Raw genomic sequence first — 24,151 nt, forward strand, 5'->3', positions numbered from 1 at the left:
AGACGACCACCGTGGTCGCAGTACCGAAACCGCCGCGGGTTTCAAGCGTCTCGTCGACGTATAGCGGCTATGTCTCGTGCGGCCGAACTCGTGTCCGTACTCGAGGCGACCGATTCGCTGGCGATCATCTGTCACGACAACCCCGATCCCGACTGTCTCGCCAGCGCGCTCGCACTCGAGGCGATCGCCGACGACCACGACGTCGCAGACGTGACGATCGCCTACGGTGGGGAGATCTCCCACCAGCAAAACCGTGCGTTCGTCAACCTCCTCGATATCAGCCTCCAACCGCTCGCGAAGACAGCGCTCGAGATGTACGATTGTCTGAGCTTCGTCGATCACAGCACGCCGGGGTCGAACACCGAGGTCCCGACGAGCGTCGTCCCGGACATCGTCGTCGATCATCATCCAGGCGAGCCTGCTGCGGCAACGTTCGTCGACGTTCGAACCGAGTACGGCGCGACGGCGACGATCTTCGTCGAGTATCTCTGCGAGCTCGAGGTCGAATTCACCGAGCGTCTCGCCTCGGCGCTGCTCTTTGCGCTCCACCGCGAGCGACTCGATTTCGTCCGGGACCCGACGCGACGCGAGTACGAAACCGCACTGGCAGTCTACTCGGATGCGGACCTCGAGATTCTCGAACAACTGTATGGCAGCACCTTCTCGCCGGGAACGCTCGACGCGATCGGACGCGCCATCACCAGCCGCGAACGACGGGGCTCTGCGCTCGTCGCGAGCGTGGGTTCGACCGGCGAAACCGACGCACTGCCGCAAGCGGCCGATTACCTGCTCAATCTCGAGGGTGTGGACACGGTGCTCGTCTACGGCATCATCGACGATGCGATCCGCCTGAGCGGGCGCTCGATCGATCCACGCGTTAACCTAGGGAAGACGCTCCAGGACGGCTTCGGCAAACTGGGGTCGGTCGGCGGCCATCACGACATGGCCGGCGGCCGGATCGAACTCGGGCTGTTCGCCGATGCGGGTGACGACATCGGTGACCTCCTCGCGCTCATCGATGACCGACTCACCCGCCGATTTTTCGATGCGTTACATCTCGACGAGTGATATCCGAACCGCTACTCGATATCGATCGAGTGTGCCTCCTCGCTCGGCTCACGCTTAGGGAGCCTGATCGTCAGAATGCCGTTGTTGACGCTGGCCTGCACCGCGTCCTCGTCGACCGGTTCAGGCAGACGAACCTGCCGGCTGAACGATTGCGTTTCCCGCTCGCGCCGAAGGTAGGTCTCGTCCTCACCGCCGACGTCGTGTGTTCGCTCGCGGGTGCCCGAAATCGCCAGCGTCTCCCCGGAGAGCCGTAACTCGAGGTCGTCGCTCTCGTAGCCGGGGACGTCGACGGTAACGACGAACTCGTCGCCTTCGTCCGCGAGGTCGAGTCGCATCTCCGACCCGGTCGGCGAGAGGTCGAGGCGGCTCCGGTTGTCCAGTTGACTCTCCCACGACTGGGCAGCGGTCTCGAGTTGGCGATTCAGTCGGTCGAGCAGTTCTTCGATGCCGTCGAACGGCCGGGGTCGATCTGCCATGGTCTCACCTGCCATAGATAGGGGCCCAAGAGCGAAAAAAGCCACCCTCACCAGCGAAGATGATCGTCCGTTTCGATATGTTATCCCACCGACTTGCGGCAGAACCGACGGGTGGGCTGGTCGTTTTCACGCTCCGTGGTGTAGCAGTGGCTATGACGGATGCACTGTTCGTCGTCAGCGAGGAAGGCTACTGGGGCGAAGAATGCGTCGAGCCACTCGAGACGCTCTCGGAGGCGGGCGTCGAGATCACGGTCGCGACACCCTCTGGCAGCCCGCCAGTGATCGACGAGCGGTCGATCGATCCCGATCAGGTCGGCGAAGAGACCGCCGAACACGTCCGGGAGGTCCACGAGACCGACGAGCGACTGAACGATCCGATTTCGGTCACGCAGGCCAACGCGGAGGGATACGACGCCGTCGTCTTCCCCGGCGGGCACGGCACCGAGTGGGATATCAATCAGGACACGCACGCCCGGGAGCTCCTCCGGGATATCATCGAGGGTGACGGTAAGGCGCTGGTCGTCTGCCATGCCGTCGGTATCCTCGCGTTCACCCGCGACAGCCACGGCGCGTTCATCGTCAACGGCCGCGACGTGACTGGCTTCCCCAACGAGTGGGAGGAGGGCATCGTCGACGAGGGCGATCGGATGCCCGACGGCCGCAAACTGCCCTACTGGGTCGAAGACGAGGTGAAAACCGCCGGCGGCAACTGGGACGCCGAGCTCGATTCCGACACCAGCGTCACCGTCGACGGCGATCTCATCACCGGCCGCGGTCCCGGCTCCTCACATGCGGCCGCGAAAACCTTGCTCGAGGAACTGGACGTCGAACTCGAGGCCTGATCGGATCGGATCGCACCCGACACCCGTTTTCCGGGGAATTCGCTGTGCGTTGTCAGCGTTGGACTGGCCACTGAGACGGGCTGCGATCACTGTTGTCCGGCGTACCCGCACACTGATCGCGCGTAGCGTCCCACGAGAGACCGTTGTAGCGAATCAGTCCCTTTTTACACGCCGACGGGGAAGAATCGGCTATGAGCTTCGAGAAAGACGACCAGGTAGTTCTCAACGACGAGCACAGCGAGTTCGACGGCGAGACCGGTACCGTGACCCAGACGATGGAGTCGATGTTCGGCGACGTCACCTACACCGTCAGCTTCGAGGACGGGCAGGAAACCGGCGTCCCCGAGGACGATCTCGAGGCAGCCGACGCTGACGCCGACGAAGACGACGACTAAGACCGACCGCGACCCCCGCTCGCTCGAGCCCCGTTCCCTGACCACATTGGAATTCGACCTGCAGATGCCACAGATCCCGCTTCACTACGTCGATTTACGGACGTTCTGCTACGCCACCGAGGACGAAAAACGCGTCGAGGAAGCCTTGCGAACCTTCCTCCCCGACCGCGACGACGAGCCGTTCGAGATCGAACGCGTCGAAAGCGAGGGCCACTACGGCGACCGCATCCTCGTCCTTTCGGCCCGCGTCGAGAACGCCGACGACGTCCGGCATGTCCTCTCGCGGCTGGCCGATCTCGAGTCGTTCGACGACCTGATCGACGAACTCGACGAGCGGGTCACCGAGAACACCGAACTGTTCCTTCGACTCGACAAACAGGCCGCCTTCGAGGGAGATGTCCGGCTGGGCGACGGCATCACCTTCCGCGGGAAAGTCGAGGCCTATCCCGCCAAGAAAGCAAAGGCGGTCGAAAACGCACAAGAGGTCCTCGAGCGACTGCGCGACGAGCACTGATCGGTTCGTTACTGGTTGCCGATAGCAACTGCTTCTGAGACGGGCTGCTGTCACGATGTACCGGTGGGACCGCGACCGTCCTGCGGTTGTACCAGTACTGACTGCCAGGAGGCCGTATGACGCGTGACGTCGATAGCGGTCGGTGTTCGTTCTTCGTGCGGATCGCCGTTCGGTACTGGCGATGGCTCACAGATCGGTTGCGTGTGCCTCTCAGTCACCGCCGACGATGGACGAAGGGCTTTTGACTGGCCAGTCAGTAAGTTGGATAGATCCGTTCTGAATGACCGACGAGACGATCGACGATCTCATGGAGGCGACACATTGTGCCCTCTGTAAACACGGGTACGCGGAGCTGACGATGCAAGATATCGCCGCCGAATCGACAAAGAGCAAAGGGACCCTCCACTACCACTTCGACAGCAAACAGGACCTCCTCGAGTCGTTTCTCGAGTTTCTGCTCGACCGATTCGAGGAGCGAACCGAGACCGTCCCCGGCGAGACACCGGCCGAACGGCTCCACGAGCTCACCGACGAACTGCTGACGCCGTCGGACGACTCCGCCGAGGAGTTCCGGACGGCGATCCTCGAGATCAAAGCGCAGTCGCCGTACAACGAGGCCTACCGGGAGCGATTGCGCGAGTTCGACCGCGCGCTCCGAGAGCGCATCGCGACGCTCGTCGCCGACGGGCTCGAGGCGGATGAGTTCCGTGACGACATCGAGCCGGAGGCGACGGCCGACTTCCTCGTCACGCTGTTTCACGGCGCACAGACGCGTGCGACTGCGGTCGATCGGCCGCCCGAACGAACGCGTCAGTACGTCCACACGTATATCGACGAAACCCTGCGGCCGGCGGCAGCGAGTGGAGGTGACGCTCCACCAACGACCGACGGAACCGGCGACGGGGAGGCAAACGGATGAGCCTCCTGGATCGTCTCTCGGGGCTGTTCAAGGGCCGCGACGAGTTCGATCTGACCTCCGGCGACATCGCGGGGCCGCTGTTCTATCTGTCGTTGCCCATCATCGTGACGAACCTGCTGCAGACCGCCTACAACCTCATCGACACGTTCTGGCTCGGCCAGTACAACACTGAGGCGCTCGCGGCGATTAGCTTCGCGTTTCCGATGGTCTTTCTGCTGATCTCGGTTGGCATGGGACTGTCGGTCGCCGGGAGCGTCCTCGTCGCACAGTACACCGGTGCGGATGAGGAGTCGAAAGCAGAGTACGCCGCCTCCCAGACGGTGGCGGTATCGCTGCTCGGTGCGATGCTCCTCGGGCTCGTCGGCTACGGCTTCGTCAATGAACTGCTCGGTCTGCTGGGCGCATCGGACGACGTATTGCGGCTTGCGACCGACTACATGCAGGTCATCTCGCTCGGGCTGCCGTTTATGTTCGGTTTCTTCGTCTTCATTGCACTGATGCGGGGCTACGGGGACACGATCACGCCGATGCTGGTCATGTTCGGCTCGGTGCTGCTCAACGTCATCCTCGACCCCTTCCTGATCTTCGGCTGGGGGCCATTCCCCAGACTCGGAATCGAGGGGGCAGCGATCGCGACGGTCTTTTCTCGTTCCCTCGCGCTCCTCGTCGGGCTCGCGATCATGTTTCAGGGTTCGAGAGGTGTTCGGATCCGGCTCGGACAGATGCGGCCGGATCTCTCCTTCACGAAGGAACTCGTCAGCATCGGGTTCCCGGCGTCGATCGAGGGAATGGGCCGTGCGCTGTCGATCAACCTTCTGTTGGTGATCGTCGGGCTGTTCCCCACCTACGTCGTCGCCGCCTACGGGATCGGGACGCGTGTGTTCTCGGTCATCTTTCTGCCAGCGATCGCGGTCGCCCGCGGCGTCGAGACGATGACCGGCCAGAACGTCGGGGCGGACAAACCGGATCGCGCAGAAGCCGCCGCGAACTTCGCCGCCCGCACCATGTTCGTCATCCTCGGTATGCTCGGCGTCGTGGCGTGGTTCGCCGCAGAACCGATCACGGCCGCCTTTACCGACGACCAGCGGGTCATCGAGGTCGGCGTGACGTTCCTCCGGTATGTCGCGCCCTCGTTCGGGTTCATCGGCGTGATGCGGGCGTACAACGGCAGCTTCCGTGGGACCGGCAAGACGCTGACCGCGGCGGCGATCGTCCTCGTGACGTACGCGCTGATCCGGCTGCCGACCGCCTACGGCCTTTCACAGGCGATCGACTACCGCGGGATCTGGATCGCCTTCGCGATCTCGAACGTCATCGGTGCCGCGCTCACCTACGGCTGGTATCGCAGAGGCACCTGGCGTAACGTCGACGTGACTGAGAGCCCTGCGGGACCGACGCTGGGCGACGAAATCGAGACTGGCGCTGAACTCGAGACAAGTACCGACGATTGAGACGGTCTGCTGTCCCGATTCACCGGTGGGACTGCAGGGCGGGTCGCGGTCCCACCGGTAATGACGTACAGTAGTCCGTCTGAGACCGCCGGTAGAGACAGGTTCGACACACCTGCAGGTCATCCTCGGTCGGAGACGACGAGAACCTGTTAGACCGGGAGTATACGCCCGACCCAGTAAAGTAGCTGTGTGCCGTCGAGGACACTCGAACGAATTGTGATGGGACAGCCAGTAAAGCGCTGCCACTGGCGGGCCCGGCCGCGAGTGCAGCGATGCGATCGTCCCATCCCCAGGGAGGTGTAGCGGATGGTCGAGACGGTCAGCATCGACCTGCTGAGCCTACTGCTCGTTCTCACCGTCGCGTGGGTATTCGGCGCGCTCGCCGAACGAGTCGGCTACCCGACGATGATGGGCGAGCTGTTCGCCGGCATCGCGTTCGGCCCGGCGCTGCTTGGGCTGCTCCATCCCTCGGAGCTGCTCTCGGTCCTGTCCGAACTCGGTGTGTTCCTCCTGATGGTCTACGTCGGGATGGAGATCGATCTCCGTGAACTGTTTGGACTCGGCCCGCAGGCGCTGTTGATCGCCTTCGGGGCCTTTGTCATCCCGTTCGGCATGGGCTATGCGGCCGGCATCTGGCTCGGAATCTCGGTCGGCGCGGCGCTGTTTCTCGGCCTCGCGATGGCCGCCACATCACTGGCCACGAAATCGCGCATTCTCGCTGATCTCGGCTTACTCGAGACGCGGATCGCGAACGTGTTACTCGGCGGGGCACTCGCCTCTGACGTTGGCGTTCTCATCGTGTACGCGGGCGTCGATAGCTACGTGACCGCCGGCGGGCTCGATCCGGCCGAGATCGGCGTGATCCTCCTCAAAGCGCTTGGCTTCTTCGCAGTCACACTCGTAATCGGCTATCGGTTCCTGCCGCTCGCATGGCGGTATATCGAAGGCCAGCGCGAGCGATACGGCTTCGTCAATCGGACGACGGCGTTTACGTTCGCCCTGCTGGTTTCACTGTTGTTCGCCCAGCTCGCGACGCTCGCGGACCTGCACATGATCATCGGCGGGTTCATCGCGGGGATGTTCCTCCGGCAAGCCGACGTCGAGCCTGGCCTCTACGAGCACATCCACATGGTCATCTACGATCTCGCGATGGGGCTGTTCGCACCGGTCTTTTTCGTCACGATCGGCTTCCAGATCACGTTCGATGTGTTCGCTGACAGCGTTGGCATACTCGTCGTGCTCGTTGCCATTGCGTTTCTCGGCAAAATCGTCGGTTCCTGGCTGTTTTCGCTCCCGACATCGCTGACCTCCCGCGAAGGGCTGGTCATCGGCTTCGGGATGAACGGCCGCGGCACCGTCGAGATCATCATCGCGGGCGTCGCCTATCAGGCCGGCGTGATCGACCAGTCGCTGTTCTCGATCCTCGTCTTCATTGCCGTCTTTACAACCGCGCTTGTCCCCGTCACCGTCACTTGGGGGGTCCAGCTGCTCGAGAACGCCGACGAACTCGTCTACGTCGACTCGATGGCACCATCCGAGGACTGAGTCCATAGTGACCCCGCCGACGCTCGAGCGGGGCGTTTTTGCCGCCGGCCCCAGCAGATAGGGGTATGCAAGTCTCAGTCGTGGGTGACGACCCGGTCCGCGAAGCCGTCGTCACTGCACTCGATGACGTCGATATCGGCGTCCGCGAGGCACGTCCCGGCGAGCTCGCCGACGCCCGCTTTGCAGTCGTCAGCGACGTCGCCGGGTCGGCGACGTTCGACCGGGCAAACGAGGCCGCACTCGAGGGGGGAACGCCCTGGATCGCCGTCGAAATCGGCGGGGTCGGCAATCATCCACTCCCGGACGTGGACGCAGCCATCTCGGGCTTTGCGCCCGCCACCGCCTGTTTTGACTGCCTGCGCGCACGTGTCGCGTCGAACGTCGAGGATCGCGCCGCGAAGCCACAGGCTGATCGCGCCGCAGCGCGACTCGCCGGTGCAATCGCTGGCCGGGAGTGCGTGCGCGTCCTTTCGGGCGACGAGGAGTCAATCATCGGGCAGGTACGCGAAGTGCCTCACGCACGCCGGCAGATACTGCCCGTCCCGGGCTGTACGTGTGCCGAGGGCGAGCGGAATCGCACCCTCGAGCGCGACGCCGAAACGCTCCCGCTCGAGACTGCGGTCGAACATGTCGAGGGAGCGATCGACGACCGCGTTGGCCCCATCTCGAGCATCGCCGAGGTCGAGTCCTTCCCGACACCCTACTACCTCTCGACGGTCGCTGATACGACCGCCTACAGCGACGCGAGCGCGCCTCGGAAGGCCGCCGGCGTCGCCGACAACTGGAACGCCGCGCTGATGAAAGCAGTCGGCGAGGGCCTCGAGCGCTACTGTGCTGGTGTCTATCTCGAGGCAGACTTCGTCCACGCGCGCGAGGACGACCTCGAGCACGCAGTCGCGCCGACGGACCTCGTCCGACCCGAGGACGCGCCGACCTACGACCCGAGCGATGTCCATCGCTGGGTCCCCGGCGAGAACCTCACAACAGGCGAGGAGGCCCACCTACCCGCCGCGGCGGTCCAGTTCCCCCAGCCCGGTGAGGCGCTGGTTCCGGCGATCACAACCGGGCTTGGACTTGGCTCCTCGACGGTCGACGCGCTCGTCTCCGGGCTGACGGAAGTGATCGAGCGCGATGCGACCATGCTCGCGTGGTACTCGACGTTCGAGCCGCTCGGCCTGTCGGTCGAGACGGACGCCTTCGAGACGCTCGAGCGCCGCGCCCAAAGCGAGGGACTGAGGGTAACGCCACTGCTCGTCACGCAGGATATCGACGTCCCTGTCGTCGCCGTGGCCGTCCACCGCGACCCGGACGTGCTCGACGGCGACGAGTCGATTTCGCCAGGCGACGACGCGTGGCCGGCGTTTGCCGTCGGCTCGGCGGCCAGTCTCGACGCCGAAGCAGCCGCGACATCGGCACTCGAGGAAGCAATCCAAAACTGGATGGAACTGCGCAGTCTCGGCCCCGACGAGGCAGACGACGCCGGCGGTGCGATCGGCGAGTACGCCGCGTTTCCCGATCGTGCACGGGAGTTCGTCGACGTCGATCGGACGGTGCCCGCGGCGAGCGTCGGTCCCGATCCCGTCCCGAGCGGTGCCGATCGGCTCGAGGAACTCTGTTCACGGGTGCGTGACGCCGACCTGACGCCCGCCGCCGCACGCCTGACGACTCGAGACATCGAGGCACTCGGTTTCGAGGCCGTCCGGGTCGTCGTGCCGGGTGCGCAACCGCTGTTTACCGACACGCCGTTTTTCGGCGAGCGCGCACGGACAGTGCCCGACGAGCTGGGCTTCGAATCGCGCCTCGAGCGGGCGTTCCATCCGTATCCCTGATCGGTCACGGAATTCATCGAGAAAAGCCGGCGGCGGTGCGCTATTCGGACGTGTCGGTGGCCGATTCGTTGGTGCTGGCGTCGCCGTCGTTCGGTCTCCTCTCCTCGTCGTCTCCCTCGACTTCGAGGCGGAGATCGTCGTCAGTGAGCCGAATGACCACGGAACTCGTGTTCTGCGTGATCGTTGCCCGTTTGGTGACCTGTCGGTCGCGTTGCTCCCGATCGATCTTGGTCACGCGAAGCCGTTGCTCGGTCGCATCGAGATGCGGTGGCGTCGCCCGCTGCCCGGCCGTGATCGTGTAGCTCTCGTCGTAGGTCTGCCGATCCGTCTCCGGGTCGAAGGCCTCGAGCGTGAGGTCATAGGGCCGGTCGGCCTCGCTGTAGATATCGACTGGAACGACTCCCTGAAAGCTCCCTTCGTAGTGTTCCTGTAGTGCCTCGACACAGCCCGAGAGCCCGACAGTGGCGACCACACCTGCAGTTCGAAGTACCGTCCGACGGTTCACGTCCGGCGTTGGGAGGCGGACGACTGTAGGCGTTACTCTTCGAACCGAACTGTCGTAGCCACTGCAAGTCAGTACACATCTGCTCGCACGAGGGCTGTGCGATCAGTGTGTACCCAGTTCCAGTTGGTACTATAGCCCTCCCCAGTGATCGGTTGGGGCGGAACCTTTTCACGGGGGATGCAGTGACTCAACGTATGGCCACAGCAGACAGTTCGACCGAGCGAATCGACACGAGACTCTTTATCACCGTCTCTGGCCCACCAGGGTGTGGGGCGACCACGCTGTGTGAACGCCTCGCCGACGCGATGGGCTGTCCCTACGTCTCCGGTGGCGACATCTTCCGCGAACTCGCCGAAGATCGTGATATGAGTCTCAACCAACTCACCGCGAAAGCCGACGAGGACGACGAGATCGACCGCGCGTTAGACCAGCGCCTCCAGCAGATCGCCGAGAAATGGGGCACGGCAAACAAACCCTTCATCCTCGAGTCGCGGCTGGCGGGCTGGCTGGCCGGTGACCGCGCGGACATGCGGATCTGGCTCGATGCACCCAAGGAAGTCCGGCTCGACCGTATCGAAGATCGCATCGAAACCGAAGCGGAGATGCGCGTCCGCGAGGTCAGCGAAGCCGGACGCTACGAATCGTACTACGAGATCGACATCGCCGACCGATCGTTCTACGACCTCGAGATCAATACCGCCCGCTGGAGCAAACAGGGTGTGTTCACGCTGGTTCGAGCCGCGATCGAAGAGTACGATCCCGAACTCGACGAGGGCGCGTTTCGAACCCCGTCGATAGACGTCTGACTGCGCTGGACAGTATTGGTGGGAGATACGGAGACGACGACTCCCCCTCGGCTGACCCACGACTCCGAAGAGACCCAGCGAGCAAAGACCAGCAAGGGCACTGATACGGTCTGCTGTCCCGATGTCCCGGCGCACCCGCGACCCGTCATGCGGGTGCGCCGGCACTGACTGACAGGGGTCCGTCTGAGAGAGCGTCCATCACGAGGTGCTTCCCTTCTCCCGCCGAACGATTAAATAGTAGTTCGTATTTCGGTCTGGAATAGAGGAACATGGTAATAACCACCAAGGCCAATCCACCTGTTGATTGGGACGTACCAACCGACGGATCGTCTTGCTCGAGTATCCGGGCCACCACGTGGGATGGGGTTGCGAGCAACGCAACGTGCGACTGGAGGGGGTGTGCATGCCACGAAATACGTTGATGACGGGGATCGCCCTCCTCGCAGCCGGGGCGCTCGTCGCCGCGAGTTTCGGAGCCTATCGCGTGTTCTCGTACGTCGCGGCGGTGTTCATCCTCGCCGTCGTCGCCTCCGCGTCGATCGAACACGACGGCTCGGCGCTCGAGCCCTATACTGGCCTCGTCGCCGGACTTACCGTGGTGTTCCTCGGTGGACTCACGGGGATCTGGCTGCTGTGGAGCCCGGACGTGACGAGCTACACCTACGCGCTTGGTGTGCCGAGATCGACGCTCGTCTACTTCGCGCTCCTGTGGCTCGCCCCCGCGTTCGCGGCGATCTACTACTCGGTGACGGTTTTCGACCGGATCGGCAGCGATGCGGTCGTCGACGAGATCATCAGCGAGGCACGGGACCGACAGCAACGGACGAACGTCCCGCTCGAGCCGCGACGAATCGAGCGGTCGACGAGCACGGACGGACTCGATCGGACGGCCGACGTGGAGGGGACCGATGATTGAACGCGCGTCGCTCTCGTCGACCCCGCTGCAGTCGGGTGGCATTCCGGTCGCAGACGACCCGATCATCCTCGCCTTCGGAGCGGCATACCTGCTGATCGTCGTCCTGATCGGGGCGTGGGGCTACATGCGAACACAGACGACCGGCGACTTCCTCATCACCGGCAAGAGCATCGGAACCTGGGTCCTCGCGATGACTGCCTTTTCGGTCATCCAGTCCGGGTTCGGCTTCGTCGGCGGCCCCGAACTCGTCTACGCGTTCGGGACGACGTCGCTCTGGATCTTCTTTACCGCACCGTTTGGATTCCTGCTGACCTGGGTCGTCCTCGCCAAACGGCTGCGCCTGCTCGCGGACATCCGGAAAGTCCTCACGTTGGCCGATGGGATGTACGTCCGCTACGAGAGCGACTGGGTCCGCGGGCTCACCGGACTGGCCGTCATCGTCGGCGTGATCGCCTATCTGGCGACGAACCTCGCAGCATTGCAGTTCGTCATGCGTGCTATTTTCGGGATTCCCGTCATCTGGGGACTGCTCGGCGGTGCTCTCATTTTGCTGCTCTACAGCATGCTCGGCGGCATGATCGCGGGCGTCTGGACCGACTTCCTGCAGGCGCTGACGATGATCACCGGCGCAGTATTCGTCTTCGCGTACGCGATGTCCGTCGGCGGCGGCATGGGAACGATCTCGAGAAACCTCGCGACTGCCGATCCAGCCCTCGTCTCGCCGTTTGGCGCGATGGGCGGGGCGACGACGGCCGTCCTCGTCGGCATCGCGTGGTGGATCCTCTTTTCGGTCGGTGCCGCCGGCCAGCCCCACCTGATCACGAAGTTCTACATGAGCCGTAACCTCGAAATTCTGAAGTGGGGCGCGCCGATCGCCGCCCTCTCGTATGCCGTCTCGAGCCTGATCGCCTTCTCGGCAGGGCTGTCGATGCGCTCGATGGTCGAAGCCGGCGAGATCGCAGAGACGTTCAGCGCAAGCGAGGTCGGCCCCGTCTTCGTCCTCGAGTACACGCCGAGTGTCGTCGCTGGCCTCATCCTTGCGGCGCTGCTTGCGGCGATCATGTCGACGAGCGACTCGTTTCTCAACATCGGCGCGGCGGCCGTCTCGAGGGACATTCCACGGGCCCTGGGCCAACCGATCGAGGACGACAAGACGGAGCTTCGGGTCACGCAGGCTGCGCTGGCCGGATTGACGATCCTTTCGACGGGCGTCGTCTACTACTCCGAGGCGCTGGTCGGCATTCTCGGGACGATCGGCTGGGGTTTCTTCGCTGCGGCGTTCGTCCCGATCGCCGTCTTCGGCATGAACTGGAAGGGCGCGACGAAGTGGGGCGCGATCGCCTCGATCGTCGGTGGCCTCACCGTCAACGTCCTCTACAGCGCCATCCCGATGGCTGCAGACGTCGCGGGCTACGGCGGGCTCGCAAGCGGCATCATGGCGTTTTATCCGTTCCCCGACGCGTTCCCGGTCGGCACCGTCGCACTCCTCGTCGCCGTCGTGTTATTTATCGGCGTCTCGCTTGCGACCCAGGAGTGGGAGGAACTGCCGACCGATCTCCACCCGCTGCTCGAGCACTAACCACAAATGCCCGACCACAGAGTCCCCCAGCCGGCGGTCGAACACGCCGGTGATGACACAATGACCACCGAGACCATCATCGCGCGGCTCACCCACTGGTTTCGCCAGCGACCGAACTCGCTCGAGTTCTGGGAACTGATCCTGACCGACGAGCGGCTCCTCCTCTGTTTCGTCGGCGAATCCTACCGCTCGCTGCTCTTGCGGGCCGATATGGGCGAACGCGATCGGGCCACGATCGCGGACCTGCCGCCCGACGACATCGAAACGTTCGACGAGCAGAATGTTACCGTCCCGCTCGAGGCCGTAGAGAAACTCCGCCTCGTCACTGGGACGCGACTGCGCCGGGCACGACTTGTCGTCGGCTGGCAGGCAGGAGACGACATCGAATCCGATGAGTGGACACTGTATCAGTCGCGAACAGCAGACTCACAACGCGAACTCGTAACCGAACTCGAATCGGATCCGCGACTCGAAGACGTGGACATCACCGTCGAGACGCCACGGTTTCCCCGTCTCTAATCCGGCCCAGCCCAGCCACTTGCTCCGGCCCAACCGTTTATTTGGGACTTCGTAGTATGCCGCGGTATGACGTGGCATGTCACATTCGATGAAGATTCGTACGACGAGGCTCGCGAGTCGTTCGAGTGGGACCTTCCAGCTGACTTTAACGCGGCGACCGATTTAGTAGGGAAACACCCCAACGGCGATCGGCCGGCGCTCTTCCAGGCGTATCCGGACGGCCGCCGTGAGACGTACACCTTCGACAACCTCGATCGGCGATCGAACGCCGTCGCCAACGCCCTCGAGTCGATGGGCGTCGACCGGGAAGACCGAGTCGCGATCGCCGTCCCACAGAAGCCGGCGAACGTCCTCACCCACCTCGCGTGCTGGAAACGGGGGGCAGTATCACTCCCGCTGTCGGTGCTGTTCGGTGACGACGCGCTACGCTACCGACTGCAGGATAGCGAGGCGCGTGTCGCCGTCGTCAACGCCGCCCAGTGGGAGACGATCCGGGCCGTCGCACCAGACTGTCCTGCCTTAGAACACATCCTCGTGGTCGACGGCGACCCGGAACCGGCACGGATCGGTGAAACGACCGTCCAGCCCTTCGAGGCGGCTGTCGAGGGGCGCTCGAGCGAGTACGAGGCCGTCGCAACGGACGCCGAGACGCCGGCGATCGTGATGTATACGAGCGGTAGCACCGGCGAACCAAAAGGTGTCCTCCATACTCACGACCTCTGGGTGGGCCACTGTCCGGCGTTTTCGATGTACTTCGAGCGAGACGTCCGCGGCGACTCGATCTACTGGACGCCGGCCGACTGGGCGTGGATCGGCGCACTGGGCGACCTCGTCTTCCCCGCGTGGCACTACGGCCGGCCGGTCGTCGGCTACCCGATGGGCTCGTTCGACCCCGAAACCGCCTTCGAGATCGCCGCGGAGTTCGACGTAACGAACGCCTTCATTCCACCGACGGCGATCCGAATGCTCATGAACGTCGACGCCCCCACCGAGCGCTACGACCTGTCGCTCGAGGCGATCTGCTCGGGCGGCGAACCGCTGACACGCGAGATTTTGGAGTGGGCAGACACGGAACTCGAGGGGACCGTCATCAACGAACTGTACGGCCAGACGGAAGCGAACCTGCTGGTCACGAACTGTCGCGACTGGTTCCCCGCGAAGCCGGGGAGCATGGGGAAACCGGTGCCCGGTCACGACGTCGCGGTCATTGATCCGGACAGCGGCGACCCCGTCGACACCGGCGAGGTCGGCGAGATCGCAGTTCGGCGCGGCGACGATCCCGTGATCTTCGAGGAGTACTGGAACACACCCGAGAAGACGGCCGCGGTGACACTCGGGGAGTGGCACCGGACGGGCGACCTCGCAAAACGCGACGAGGACGGCTCCCTCTGGTTCGTCTCGCGCGACGACGATCTCATCATCACGAGCGGCTATCGGGTTGCACCGCGGGAAGTCGAGGAGGCGATCCTCGAGCACGACGCTGTCGAGCAAGTCGGCGTCGTCGGTGTCCCCGACGAGACCCGCGGCGAGATCATCAAAGCAGTCGTCCAGCCGGCCACAGGAGAGACACGGTCGGACGAGTTACGGACTGAAATCCGCACGCTCGTTCGAGAGCGGTTAGCAGAATACGAGTATCCGCGCGAGATCGAGTTCGTCGACGAGTTGCCAACGACCACGACCGGGAAGATTCGCCGAACGGAGCTAGTGTAACGCCACGTTAGAACCGACCAGCGTCCGTTACTCGCTGTCTGGCGAGTAGTTCGGTGCTTCGTCGGTGATGACGACGTCGTGGGCGTGGCTCTCGGCCTGGCCGGCCGAGGAGATGCGGACGAATTCCGAGCGCTCCTTGAATTCGGGGATGGTTTCGGAACCGACGTAGCCCATGCCCGACTGCATACCGCCGGCGAGCTGGTGGAGTTCCGACTTGAGGGTGCCTTTGTACGGCGTTGCTGCCTCGACGCCCTCCGGGACGTACTCGTCGTCCTCGTCGGGTTCGTCTTTGAGGTAGCGGTCGCTGTCGCCGGATTTCATCGCGCCGACCGATCCCATGCCGCGGTACTGCTTGTACTTCTTGCCGTTCATGGTGACGACGCGGCCGGGTGCCTCGTCGGTGCCGGCGAAATACGAGCCGAGCATGACTGCGTCCGCACCGGCAGCGATTGCCTTGATCGCGTCGCCGGAGTATCGAATGCCACCGTCTGCGATCACGGGGACGTCGTGTTCGGCGGCCACGTCGGCGACCTGTGCGACGGCCGTGATCTGGGGCATGCCGGCTCCCGAGACGACGCGCGTGGTACAGATCGAACCCGGCCCGATGCCGACTTTGATCCCGTCGGCGAAGTCAACGAGATCCGCGGCCGCTTCACGGGTGCCGACGTTGCCGACGACGACATCCGCGTCGACGGATTCCTTGATCTCGCGTGCGCCATCGATGACGTTCAGGTTGTGCGCGTGTGCGGTGTCAATAAAGAGGACGTCCGCACCGGCCTCGTCGGCAGCCTCCGCACGATCTTGCTCGAAGGGACTGACGGCGACGCCAAGCCGGAGTCGGCCCTCCTCGTCGCGAACCGCTTCCTGGTACTCGCGGCGCTGGAGGATGCCCTGCATCGTCACGAGGCCCACCAGCAGATTCTCGTCGTCGACGACCGGCACGCGCTCGATCTTGTGCTCGTACATCAGGTCGAACGCGTCGCGAGCGTCGATATCCTCGTGGGCCGTGATGACCTCGTCGGTCATCGCTTCCGTGACCGGGTCGTCCTCGTTGACCTCGAGGTGGGGCCGGATGTCCGTACTCGAGATGATCCCCAGCACCTCGCCGTTGGTGTTGACGACGGGTGCGCCGCCGACGCCCTGCCGGGCCATCAGGTTGTCGACCTCACGGACGCTCATCTCGGGGTCGGCGGTGACGACGTCCTCGAGCGGGATGATGAGCTCGTCAGCGCTTTTGACGCGCTCGATCTCCTCGACCATCTCGTCGACGTTCATGTTGCGATGGAGGACGCCAAGCCCGCCGTGGCGGGCCATCGCGATCGCCATGCCACTTTCGGTGACGGTGTCCATCGCCGCCGAGAGGATCGGAACCGAGACCTCGACGTTTTTCGAGACTCGAGAGGTGAGGTCGGCGTCGTCGGGTTCGACACGGCTCTCCTTCGGCCGAAGAAGGACGTCGTCGAACGTTAGCGCTTCCGGTACCTGTAGCTTCGAAGAATAGGGCTCGTGCTCGGGAACGTCGTTCGCCATGTAAACTGTCCGGCGTCTCGAGGGAAAAGCGTTGCGAGATAAAACTCGGGTGTGAACGGTTGTCGACCCCTTCAGTGGGCGATTCGCCCATCTATGGTATTCGTTGATCTGGCTCGTGATATTCGTTCGAATGCAACGGTCATCCTTCCGGCGACCACTCCAACAGGTGCACACATTCGTACCACAGCGGGTGGTTTTTGTACGAACCTGTCCGATATCCCCATCACACTACCGAGTCGTGGAACTGTATCACACACAACGTTTATTGACGATCCCGTCCTCGATTGAGGTATGTACGCTGTGAGTGCATCCACTGCCCGAACTGTTGGCCGGACGAGTTTCGACTCCGTCGCCACCGTTGCATTCGGGAATTTTACACCGAAACTCACAGCGAATGGCCAGAAACCCAACTCGATCGAGCGGCGTGCGGATCGATCGGTGCGGGATCGGCATTCATATCGCCCACTGGCCTCGGGTCATGGCCATCGGCCCTGACCGATGAGTACGTCACAGCACCCGGTCGCGCTCCGGATGGAGCGCATCGTCGGCGGTGACGCGAGACTGCTCGCGCTGGTGATGATGCTCCCGCTAGTCGACGGTGTCTTCCCCGCGTTGATCTTAGCCGGCGCGCTCGACGATCCGCTTGGGGCAATTCAGGTCGGCCTGTTGATCTTCGGTGGAAGTGCCACCGTCGCCGTCATCCTCGCGGAGATGGATGGCACTCCCCGTGAGCAGGCTGCCGTCGTCATGCTCGTTGGGGTCCCGCTGATCCTGCTGGCAGCCGTCCAGGCCGCGCTCGCGCCGACCTTCGAGAGCCTCGTCGACATCGCCATCTTCGAACGGTTCGCGGCGCTTGTGATCGCCGCCATCGCGGCCAAAACCGCCAGCGCGACCATCGGCGACTACCTCCCCAACCCCGTCGTCGTCATCGGGCTGGGACTGGTCGCCAGCATCGATCCGACCGGCCTGACGGTGCAGGTGATGACCGATCCCGTCCTCGTCGCCCACGCGACGCTGGCCGCGGCCATCGGCGTCGCCTTCGCGCTGACGATCGCGCTGACCGGCCCCTACCTCCGGCGGTACATGGACATCGATCGGTTCCGCTTCGGCAGCGCCGTCGCGCTGGGCCTGCTCCCGCTGTCCCTGCTCGGGATGGCCTTCGGACAGGCCCCGCTCGCCGCGTTGCTCGTCGCCGCCGTCTTCGCCGTCGACCTGCCGCTGGGCGGAGCCGACTCGGAGGCGGAACCGAACGCAGCCGCCAAGCTCAGTGCGTTGCCCGACGGTGGGGACGACACGGCCTCGAGCGAACTCGAGCCGTCGGTCGTGGAAGTCGAAGACGATCCGGACGACGAGACGACGAACACCCCGGGTCGGGCCCCGTGGCTGTAGTGCGGTTTCGGTCCGAATCGAAACCACTTTAGGTGAGATCCCCCAACTGAGAGTCGAGGGGTCGTGGCCAAGCCAGGCATGGCGGCTGACTCCAGAGGCAACGCGCCCGGGACGACACTCCAGACTGATATACTGATCGGGCACCTGATCAGTGTCCGTGTGATGACCCTCTGGAGTTCCGAGGCGCACCGGAGATATCAGTAGATCGGGGGTTCAAATCCCTCCGACCCCATACTTCTGCCGCAAGCAAATCCGCGAGCGATAGGTATGTAATTCGGCGGATTTGAACGAGACTGAGGGTCTGCGACCGACGGGAGCAGGTTCTCAGGCGTTGTTCAGATCCCTTCGACCCATCAGTTGCGAATACCGTTTCTAGTAGCACTTTCGCTGACGTTGTCTCCCGAGCGGTCGATACCGAAAGATCTCAAGCAGTGACGAGCAGGAATTCGACGGCTCGAGCATGACTGTGACGCTGCGGCTCCTCGAGGAACTCCACAACAACGGTGCGCCTGCCTTCGTGACTGGCGCTGGCAACCCAGACAGGGAAGACGAACACCATGTACAAGCTCGTCGAGCGCACCTGCAGTGGCGACGATAGCTACAGGTTTCACTACGAATATTACGTTCCCGTAGAAACGCCGGCAAAGGGCCGACGCCAGCACACTCATTGCCCAAATGGTGTTTTTGCTGGTCTCTGTGCTGAGATCGTCGCGCAGATGGATGATCGTGGAACGATCTCAGGTACAGCGAGGATATGTGGCTAGATCGACCGTGCCTCGCCATCTGAGTCTTATAGCTGGTATATAGTAGTCTATTGCCTGTCTGAAAATATGGTGCGTAGGAGAGCACCGCAGCCGAATTAGAACCAAGATTGTCGCCCTTCTCCAGCACCCGCTACTGGCTCCCCGGCTGCTCGCTCATTGCCCATCCGGAACGCCATGAGTCCGTCCGCTTGGTGTCCATGTACGTGGACTCGAGTCCACGTCGTCCGAGCCGCGTTGCTACAAGCTGAACTCCTCGGTAACACATAATTACGGAGTAAAGACATGGTGTGCGAAACACCCCTTCATTACGAAGTACGTGGTAGACGCGCGTATGAGCCAAACCCGATCCGCGGACGATTCGTCAGTATTGGTCCAGCGAACGGCCGGGTTGACGGCGGTGCTCGGCGCGTTCGTCATGGTGTCGACGGTCATCTTCACGATTACCGATTTCATGGGGATTCAGAACGTCCCCGTCGGCGCGGCGGTGGCGTTTCTCGCGGCGTTTCAGGCCTACCGAACCAACGAGCGTCGATCACCGAGTATCGTCATCGCGGCCGTCGTCGCCGTGCTGGGAATCTGGATCGTCGCGGCACCGTTCGTTCTCGGCGCTGACCGCGCGCTGGTAGTCGGGGTCAACGGTGTCGCCGGTGTGCTGATCGTGATTCTGTCCCTCGCCGGGGCGTACGGCAGCCGCCAGTTATCGACGACCGCATCGGCAAGCACATAGAATCAACTTTCCGCACTCCGTTCGAGATGCAGGACACAGCATCCCACAGCGTGCCATCCGACGGCGATCCCAGCGTCAGACGACGAAGAAAACGCCGATCGCAACGAGGATGAACGCCGCTTTCAGACAGACGTTGACGACGATCACTTTCGTCCCGAACGACGCTCCCCAGATGCCGTACTGAAACGGGATCGAGCGCTTGACTGTCCCGATTGTCAGCGAGATCAGGCTGCCGACCAGCAGCGTGATCACCGTCTCCTCGGGTGTCAACACGTCCTCGATCAGTGGCGCGACAGTGATCGCGCCGGTCGTCGGATCGACCAGTGAAACGAGGATCACCGGTATCGCCGCGCCCGGTAGCCCCAACAGGCCGGCGATCGGCTCGAGCACGGCGTTCGGATCGTCGAGGCCGACTGACGCGAACACGGCGAGAATCCGATCCGAGTACTCGAGTGCGACAAAGACAAGCGAATAGACGACCGCAAGCCGGGGGACGATCGAGCGCAGGCGATCAGCGGTGTTCTCGGCGGCCGTCCGCAGTTTTTCGCGGTTGGTCTGCGAGTCCTCCTCGGGCGTGTCGGGGTCGATGGAACTGCCGTCGTAGTCGTCATTCCGGAGCAAGACGGCACCGGCGAGCAAGCCGACGAGCGTGATGCCAAGCGAGATGCCGGCGCGTGCGCCGACGTACATGAGGCCGACCTGCAACCCGAGGATCGGGATCAGAACGGGCCCGTAGTAGGTGAAGATGTGCTGGATAAATCCGAAGAAGGTGTTGATGATGACGGCGATCAGCGTGGCCCGGTCGTCGAGCAGGCCGTCCTCGCGAAACTCCGCGAGCATCCCGTAGCCGGCGGTCACCGAGACCGCGTTCGTAAGAACGGCGGTGCCGACTTCCGGGGGGAGGTTCGCCGGCTCGGTAAGATAGTGGCCGACGCGGGCAACGAGTTTGACGAGCCCGTACTCCACCGCGAGGTTGGCCAGACCGACACCCACGCCGATCAGGAGCGTAATCGTCAGCACGCGCGGAAGCGCCTCCTCGAGCAAGACGGTGAGCAGCGACTGCACAGCACTCGGTTCGAATTCAGTAGAGAAAGGGCCTCCGAATCGAGCGATCGCTGCCGACTGCCAGACGCTGAACCCCACATATCAGTCTCCCTTCAGATCGCTTTTCCCGTCGGCTGTCGACAGGACAGCTATGAGTGACAGTGACGTTCATATAGCCGCACTCTGTGGCAGTCTCCGCGATGGCAGCTATACTCGGATCGCACTCGAGCAGGCGCTCTCGGCCGCCGAACAGGCTGGTGGGACGACCGAACTAATCGACCTCCGTGAGTACGAGTTGCCGATTTTCGATGCGGACCGCGACCGTGTGGACGCAGGCGATGCAGACGCACTTGCGGCTCGCGTCCGCGCGGCCGATACGATCCTGCTTGGCTCGCCGATGTATCACGGCTCGTTTTCCTCGCCGCTGAAGACCGCGCTCGACTACTGTGGCTTCGATGAGTTCGAGGACAAGACCGTCGGCTTGCTTGCCGTCTCTGGGGGAGCCTTTCCCGTGACGGCTTTAGAGCATATGCGGTCGGTCTGTCGTGCACTGAACGCATGGGTCATCCCACACGAGGCGGCGATTCCCAACGCCAGTGCCGCCATCGATAACGGGGCGTTCGTCGATTCAAAACTCGAGACGCGGGTGACGACGCTGGGCAGGCGGGCAGTCCAGTACGCGACGATCGAGCCGGATCCGGACTCCTTCGAAAGCGACCAGAACGTGGGCGCACAGGGGAAGTGATACCTCTCACGAGAGATCGTATCCCACGTCAGGGATCGAGAAGGCGCTGAAACCGGCGCTGATGGGCGAGGAACGCGAAGAGGCCAAAGGCGAATACGCCGAGGTGGATGGCTCCGATCCGAAGGACGATCGTCGTCGAGCCAAGCGAGTACGGCGACGAGGAGATCGCCCAGTCGGTAAACCAGACGGTCGCAAGCAGTATCGATGCGCCAGCGGCGAGCAACAGCCCCGGAACGGCCAATGTGAACGACCAGCGATCGGTTGGCTGTCTGAAGGTGTGTCGCTCGAGGACGAATTGGCCGGTGAGCATGCCAGCGAACACGACGGCTGCGACAGCGACACCGAGCGACTCGCCGATCAGTTCGGCCACGAGCAGCCAGACGATCCAGCCAGCCGTGAGCGCAACTGTCACGCCGAGTTGTTGTGGCTGCAGGCGTGCGCCGAGATCGCTGACCGTCACGCCAAAGATTGCCGTTCTGAGTAATGAACCACAGAAGAGCACGCCAAGCCCTGCGAGCGCCGTCGCTGTCGTCCGCGAGCTGACGACGAGGCCGAACCAGCACCCGACCGCGACCGTTTCGACGGCCGCCGCAGAGAGTGCGGCAGTGACGCCGACGACGCGACGGCGTGTCGTTCGGCCGAGGACCTCGGGCTGGCGGAGGACACTCATGTGTGACCCCTCTCAGGGATCCCTTTCGTTATGGAAGGCATTCCACGACACTGCCGCATGGTCGACGTGCCGAGGGAGTCTTATAGGGTGGGAAGAGCCAGGTTTACCGATCACTGACACGGTCCTGCGAGCGATGGCTGCGTTCCGCTGACTCACGAGCGTTGGCTCACTTATATATTTTTGTTTGTACACGCGCGTATGACTCACTCGAGTGCTGTCAACAACCGAGTACGGCCGGAAATACGGATCGCTGATCAGTTCTCGAGTCGATTCCTGACCGACGATCTCGTCGCCGGGTGACGCCGACCGGCCCCGATCGCTCACGCACAATCGTCCGTCGCCGGGAAACCGGCTGTTATATCGTCCGGTTTCTCGAGTAGTTCGTGCATACGATACGACGAGTTCGTCCGAGCGATGGAAACGGGGGATAGAATTATGTACAGCGATGTGGTCGGAGCGGATTATGCCCGAGATGGAACAACAGGACGCCACACTATCCGAGCTCATCGTCAAAGAAGCGGTCAATCGAGGGATGGAGTCTCCGATGCGCGAGCCGATTCTCGAGGCCGTCGAGGAATCCGAGGGGGCTCGCTCAGGCGGCCAGTTCCCGTTTGCAGGAGCGTTGTTTGGCCTCGGTGCGGCTATCGGCTTTCTCCTCGGTCGGCAGTCGTCGCCGTTCGAAGAGACGCCGCTCGAGGACGTCGAACAGCCGGAAATCATCGAGAGCGTCCGCGAAACAACCGAGGAAGCCGAGGAGACGACAGTCGAGGTGACGGACGAATCTGACTCACCGTCGCGGCTGTCGCGACTCCTGCTCGCGGTGGGGCTTCTCGCGGGGGCTGCGGTCCTTCGGCGACGGCTCACCTCGGACGAGGAAGAAGAGTGGGAGCCGATCGAGGAGTTCGAGCCGGCGACCGATATCGAGAGCGAGCCTGAGACGGCTACAGAGCCCGAGTTCGAGGCCGAGGAACCGGACGAGGAAAGCGAGGAGTAACGGCCGGCCTGCTCGACTGGGGGAGGGGGCGATCGACTGGCTACTGTTCTGGTCTGTGCGTCGCCTGGCGAAGAAGCTAAGGGAGAGACGCCGACAGTGTCAAGCCAATGAAGACCACTCACCGCGTGGTCGTCGGTGACTCCCGCGCGCTCTCGGACGTCGCCGACGAGTCGGTCGAACTCGTCGTGACGTCGCCGCCGTATCCGATGATCGAGATGTGGGACGACCTCTTTACGGACCTCGATCCTGCGATCGGCGACGCACTCGAGGCCGGTGACGGCCAGGCCGCCTTCGAGGCGATGCACGCACAACTCGCGGCCGTCTGGGACGAACTCGAGCGGGTGCTGGTCGACGGGGGAATCGCCTGTATTAACGTCGGCGACGCGACCCGGTCGGTCGACGGGAGTTTTCGAGTCTACCCCAACCACGCCCGCGTGCTCGCGGCGTTCGAGGACCGCGGGTTCGAGCCGCTGCCGGACGTGCTCTGGCGCAAGCCGGCAAACAGCGCGGCCAAGTTCATGGGGAGCGGAATGATCCCGCCGAACGCCTATGTCACCCTCGAGCACGAGTACGTCCTGATCTTTCGGAAGGGAGGAACGCGCCGCGAGTTCGAGCCGGGTGCCGACCGGCGCTACGAGGCCGCCTATTTCTGGGAGGAACGCAACCGCTGGTTCTCGGACGTCTGGACCGACGTGACCGGCGAGTTACAGACGCTCGAGGCGGTCGATGACGACCTCCGGGAGCGGTCGGCGGCCTATCCCTTCGAGATTCCCTACCGGCTGATCTGTATGTACTCGACCTACGGCGACACCGTCCTCGATCCCTTCTGGGGCACCGGTACGACCACGCTCGCGGCGATGTGTGCCGGTCGCAACTCGATCGGGGTCGAACTCGAGGACGCGTTTCTCGAGGTGTTCGACGATCGGATCGACGAGGTGCCGGCACTGTCACGGTCGGTCGGACGCGCACGCCTCAAGCGCCATCGAGAGTTCGTCGAGCGCCGCCGACAGGAGGGGAAGGGATTCGAGTACGACGCTGACTACTACGATACGCCGGTCGTGACCAAGATGGAACAGGGGCTCAGACTGCGGGACGTGCGGGCGATCGAGGCCTGCGACGACGGCTATCGAGTCGAGCACGGCACACTCATGCCCGAGTGAACCGGGGTCGCTCGTCGGAACCGACACGACCTTTTTATAATCGCCGCACCCACC

Annotated in this window: 24 protein-coding genes and 1 tRNA gene; 20 read left to right on the top strand and 5 right to left on the bottom strand. The window is 63.4% G+C overall.

Annotated features, from left to right (window positions below; translation table 11 throughout):
- The first annotated feature begins 69 nt into the window (after positions 1 to 69).
- On the top strand, positions 70 to 1,068 hold the full coding sequence (locus tag BDK88_RS08985) for a DHH family phosphoesterase (RefSeq protein WP_130500140.1): 999 nt from the start codon (positions 70 to 72) through the stop codon (positions 1,066 to 1,068).
- Between the two features lie 11 nt (positions 1,069 to 1,079).
- Here BDK88_RS08985 and BDK88_RS08990 read toward each other — a convergent pair whose 3' ends face one another.
- Entirely contained in the window at positions 1,080 to 1,544 is a 465-nt protein-coding gene (locus tag BDK88_RS08990; RefSeq protein WP_130500141.1) for an Hsp20/alpha crystallin family protein, read from the bottom strand.
- Positions 1,545 to 1,696: 152 nt separating this feature from the next.
- On the opposite strand from BDK88_RS08990, the gene BDK88_RS08995 reads away from it, so the two are divergent.
- From BDK88_RS08995 to BDK88_RS09025, 7 genes are all read left to right on the top strand, one after another.
- Entirely contained in the window at positions 1,697 to 2,386 is a 690-nt protein-coding gene (locus tag BDK88_RS08995) for a type 1 glutamine amidotransferase domain-containing protein (protein ID WP_008012221.1), read from the top strand.
- 191 nt (positions 2,387 to 2,577) lie between these two features.
- On the top strand, positions 2,578 to 2,781 hold the full coding sequence (locus tag BDK88_RS09000; RefSeq protein ID WP_092931481.1) for a DUF1918 domain-containing protein: 204 nt from the start codon (positions 2,578 to 2,580) through the stop codon (positions 2,779 to 2,781).
- 64 nt (positions 2,782 to 2,845) lie between these two features.
- A complete protein-coding gene (locus tag BDK88_RS09005) occupies positions 2,846 to 3,295 on the top strand; it encodes an RNA-binding protein (RefSeq protein WP_130500142.1) in 450 nt (149 codons plus the stop codon).
- Positions 3,296 to 3,575: 280 nt separating this feature from the next.
- Positions 3,576 to 4,214 (top strand): TetR/AcrR family transcriptional regulator, encoded by a 639-nt coding sequence (locus tag BDK88_RS09010; protein ID WP_130500143.1) that lies wholly within the window; start codon positions 3,576 to 3,578, stop codon positions 4,212 to 4,214.
- Entirely contained in the window at positions 4,211 to 5,665 is a 1,455-nt protein-coding gene (locus BDK88_RS09015; protein ID WP_130500144.1) for an MATE family efflux transporter, read from the top strand. The genes BDK88_RS09010 and BDK88_RS09015 overlap by 4 nt, the downstream gene beginning before the upstream one ends.
- Before the next feature lie 306 nt (positions 5,666 to 5,971).
- Positions 5,972 to 7,210, top strand: coding sequence for a cation:proton antiporter (locus BDK88_RS09020; RefSeq protein WP_130500145.1), 1,239 nt, complete (start codon positions 5,972 to 5,974; stop codon positions 7,208 to 7,210).
- A 65-nt stretch (positions 7,211 to 7,275) separates the two neighbouring features.
- A complete protein-coding gene (locus BDK88_RS09025) occupies positions 7,276 to 9,039 on the top strand; it encodes a YcaO-like family protein (RefSeq protein ID WP_130500146.1) in 1,764 nt (587 codons plus the stop codon).
- Positions 9,040 to 9,079: 40 nt separating this feature from the next.
- On the opposite strand, the gene BDK88_RS09030 is transcribed toward BDK88_RS09025, so the two are convergent.
- A complete protein-coding gene (locus BDK88_RS09030; protein ID WP_242611635.1) occupies positions 9,080 to 9,544 on the bottom strand; it encodes a hypothetical protein in 465 nt (154 codons plus the stop codon).
- 194 nt (positions 9,545 to 9,738) lie between these two features.
- Between BDK88_RS09030 and cmk the strand changes: the two genes are divergently transcribed.
- The 5 genes from cmk (at position 9,739) to BDK88_RS09055 (ending at position 15,074) form a co-directional block, all read left to right on the top strand.
- Complete coding sequence (gene cmk, locus BDK88_RS09035) at positions 9,739 to 10,350, top strand: (d)CMP kinase (protein WP_130500147.1); 612 nt, start codon at positions 9,739 to 9,741, stop codon at positions 10,348 to 10,350.
- Between the two features lie 403 nt (positions 10,351 to 10,753).
- Positions 10,754 to 11,266 carry a hypothetical protein gene (locus tag BDK88_RS09040; RefSeq protein WP_130500148.1) on the top strand — a complete coding sequence of 171 codons (513 nt, stop codon included), beginning with the start codon at positions 10,754 to 10,756 and terminating at the stop codon, positions 11,264 to 11,266.
- Entirely contained in the window at positions 11,259 to 12,845 is a 1,587-nt protein-coding gene (locus tag BDK88_RS09045) for a sodium/proline symporter (protein WP_130500149.1), read from the top strand. Before BDK88_RS09040 ends, BDK88_RS09045 begins: the two co-directional genes overlap by 8 nt.
- Positions 12,846 to 12,905: 60 nt before the next feature.
- Positions 12,906 to 13,364: a hypothetical protein gene (locus BDK88_RS09050; protein WP_165396934.1), complete on the top strand. Its 459-nt coding sequence runs from the start codon at positions 12,906 to 12,908 to the stop codon at positions 13,362 to 13,364.
- Between the two features lie 66 nt (positions 13,365 to 13,430).
- Entirely contained in the window at positions 13,431 to 15,074 is a 1,644-nt protein-coding gene (locus BDK88_RS09055) for an acyl-CoA synthetase (RefSeq protein ID WP_130500151.1), read from the top strand.
- A gap of 27 nt (positions 15,075 to 15,101) precedes the next feature.
- Here BDK88_RS09055 and guaB read toward each other — a convergent pair whose 3' ends face one another.
- Positions 15,102 to 16,604 carry an IMP dehydrogenase gene (gene guaB / locus BDK88_RS09060; protein WP_130500152.1) on the bottom strand — a complete coding sequence of 501 codons (1,503 nt, stop codon included), beginning with the start codon at positions 16,602 to 16,604 and terminating at the stop codon, positions 15,102 to 15,104.
- Positions 16,605 to 17,102: 498 nt separating this feature from the next.
- Between guaB and BDK88_RS09065 the strand changes: the two genes are divergently transcribed.
- The 4 genes from BDK88_RS09065 to BDK88_RS09070 all read left to right on the top strand — a co-directional run bounded on the left by BDK88_RS09065 (position 17,103) and on the right by BDK88_RS09070 (position 19,484).
- Positions 17,103 to 17,993 (top strand): DUF5794 domain-containing protein, encoded by an 891-nt coding sequence (locus tag BDK88_RS09065; RefSeq protein WP_130500153.1) that lies wholly within the window; start codon positions 17,103 to 17,105, stop codon positions 17,991 to 17,993.
- Between the two features lie 57 nt (positions 17,994 to 18,050).
- Positions 18,051 to 18,225: transfer RNA gene (locus BDK88_RS21135), tRNA-Trp, on the top strand.
- A 228-nt stretch (positions 18,226 to 18,453) separates the two neighbouring features.
- Positions 18,454 to 18,591, top strand: a complete 138-nt coding sequence (locus tag BDK88_RS21140; protein WP_165396935.1) for a hypothetical protein — start codon at positions 18,454 to 18,456, stop codon at positions 18,589 to 18,591.
- Between the two features lie 497 nt (positions 18,592 to 19,088).
- Positions 19,089 to 19,484 carry an SPW repeat domain-containing protein gene (locus BDK88_RS09070; protein WP_130500154.1) on the top strand — a complete coding sequence of 132 codons (396 nt, stop codon included), beginning with the start codon at positions 19,089 to 19,091 and terminating at the stop codon, positions 19,482 to 19,484.
- A 75-nt stretch (positions 19,485 to 19,559) separates the two neighbouring features.
- Here BDK88_RS09070 and BDK88_RS09075 read toward each other — a convergent pair whose 3' ends face one another.
- Positions 19,560 to 20,549 carry a nucleoside recognition protein gene (locus tag BDK88_RS09075; RefSeq protein ID WP_130500155.1) on the bottom strand — a complete coding sequence of 330 codons (990 nt, stop codon included), beginning with the start codon at positions 20,547 to 20,549 and terminating at the stop codon, positions 19,560 to 19,562.
- 130 nt (positions 20,550 to 20,679) lie between these two features.
- On the opposite strand from BDK88_RS09075, the gene BDK88_RS09080 reads away from it, so the two are divergent.
- Entirely contained in the window at positions 20,680 to 21,273 is a 594-nt protein-coding gene (locus BDK88_RS09080) for an NADPH-dependent FMN reductase (RefSeq protein WP_130500156.1), read from the top strand.
- Positions 21,274 to 21,301: 28 nt separating this feature from the next.
- Here BDK88_RS09080 and BDK88_RS09085 read toward each other — a convergent pair whose 3' ends face one another.
- Positions 21,302 to 21,943, bottom strand: coding sequence for a hypothetical protein (locus BDK88_RS09085; protein WP_130500157.1), 642 nt, complete (start codon positions 21,941 to 21,943; stop codon positions 21,302 to 21,304).
- Between the two features lie 463 nt (positions 21,944 to 22,406).
- Between BDK88_RS09085 and BDK88_RS09090 the strand changes: the two genes are divergently transcribed.
- Together BDK88_RS09090 and BDK88_RS09095 are read left to right on the top strand one after the other, a co-directional pair.
- A complete protein-coding gene (locus BDK88_RS09090) occupies positions 22,407 to 22,937 on the top strand; it encodes a hypothetical protein (protein ID WP_130500158.1) in 531 nt (176 codons plus the stop codon).
- 107 nt (positions 22,938 to 23,044) lie between these two features.
- Entirely contained in the window at positions 23,045 to 24,097 is a 1,053-nt protein-coding gene (locus BDK88_RS09095) for a DNA-methyltransferase (protein WP_130500159.1), read from the top strand.
- Positions 24,098 to 24,151: the final 54 nt, after the last annotated feature.

Source organism: Natrinema hispanicum (assembly GCF_004217335.1).
GTDB classification, from domain to species: domain Archaea; phylum Halobacteriota; class Halobacteria; order Halobacteriales; family Natrialbaceae; genus Natrinema; species Natrinema hispanicum.

Excerpts from the sequence above, each read along its gene's own strand:
- BDK88_RS08985 (WP_130500140.1), top strand. The coding sequence starts at position 70 with ATGTCTCGTGCGGCCGAACTCGTGTCCGTACTCGAGGCGACCGATTCG.
- BDK88_RS08990 (WP_130500141.1), bottom strand. The coding sequence starts at position 1,544 with ATGGCAGATCGACCCCGGCCGTTCGACGGCATCGAAGAACTGCTCGAC.
- BDK88_RS08995 (WP_008012221.1), top strand. The coding sequence starts at position 1,697 with ATGACGGATGCACTGTTCGTCGTCAGCGAGGAAGGCTACTGGGGCGAA.
- BDK88_RS09000 (WP_092931481.1), top strand. The coding sequence starts at position 2,578 with ATGAGCTTCGAGAAAGACGACCAGGTAGTTCTCAACGACGAGCACAGC.
- BDK88_RS09005 (WP_130500142.1), top strand. The coding sequence starts at position 2,846 with ATGCCACAGATCCCGCTTCACTACGTCGATTTACGGACGTTCTGCTAC.
- BDK88_RS09010 (WP_130500143.1), top strand. The coding sequence starts at position 3,576 with ATGACCGACGAGACGATCGACGATCTCATGGAGGCGACACATTGTGCC.
- BDK88_RS09015 (WP_130500144.1), top strand. The coding sequence starts at position 4,211 with ATGAGCCTCCTGGATCGTCTCTCGGGGCTGTTCAAGGGCCGCGACGAG.
- BDK88_RS09020 (WP_130500145.1), top strand. The coding sequence starts at position 5,972 with ATGGTCGAGACGGTCAGCATCGACCTGCTGAGCCTACTGCTCGTTCTC.
- BDK88_RS09025 (WP_130500146.1), top strand. The coding sequence starts at position 7,276 with ATGCAAGTCTCAGTCGTGGGTGACGACCCGGTCCGCGAAGCCGTCGTC.
- cmk (WP_130500147.1), top strand. The coding sequence starts at position 9,739 with ATGGCCACAGCAGACAGTTCGACCGAGCGAATCGACACGAGACTCTTT.
- BDK88_RS09040 (WP_130500148.1), top strand. The coding sequence starts at position 10,754 with ATGCCACGAAATACGTTGATGACGGGGATCGCCCTCCTCGCAGCCGGG.
- BDK88_RS09045 (WP_130500149.1), top strand. The coding sequence starts at position 11,259 with ATGATTGAACGCGCGTCGCTCTCGTCGACCCCGCTGCAGTCGGGTGGC.
- BDK88_RS09050 (WP_165396934.1), top strand. The coding sequence starts at position 12,906 with ATGACCACCGAGACCATCATCGCGCGGCTCACCCACTGGTTTCGCCAG.
- BDK88_RS09055 (WP_130500151.1), top strand. The coding sequence starts at position 13,431 with ATGACGTGGCATGTCACATTCGATGAAGATTCGTACGACGAGGCTCGC.
- guaB (WP_130500152.1), bottom strand. The coding sequence starts at position 16,604 with ATGGCGAACGACGTTCCCGAGCACGAGCCCTATTCTTCGAAGCTACAG.
- BDK88_RS09065 (WP_130500153.1), top strand. The coding sequence starts at position 17,103 with ATGAGTACGTCACAGCACCCGGTCGCGCTCCGGATGGAGCGCATCGTC.
- BDK88_RS21140 (WP_165396935.1), top strand. The coding sequence starts at position 18,454 with ATGACTGTGACGCTGCGGCTCCTCGAGGAACTCCACAACAACGGTGCG.
- BDK88_RS09070 (WP_130500154.1), top strand. The coding sequence starts at position 19,089 with ATGAGCCAAACCCGATCCGCGGACGATTCGTCAGTATTGGTCCAGCGA.
- BDK88_RS09080 (WP_130500156.1), top strand. The coding sequence starts at position 20,680 with ATGAGTGACAGTGACGTTCATATAGCCGCACTCTGTGGCAGTCTCCGC.
- BDK88_RS09085 (WP_130500157.1), bottom strand. The coding sequence starts at position 21,943 with ATGAGTGTCCTCCGCCAGCCCGAGGTCCTCGGCCGAACGACACGCCGT.
- BDK88_RS09090 (WP_130500158.1), top strand. The coding sequence starts at position 22,407 with ATGCCCGAGATGGAACAACAGGACGCCACACTATCCGAGCTCATCGTC.
- BDK88_RS09095 (WP_130500159.1), top strand. The coding sequence starts at position 23,045 with ATGAAGACCACTCACCGCGTGGTCGTCGGTGACTCCCGCGCGCTCTCG.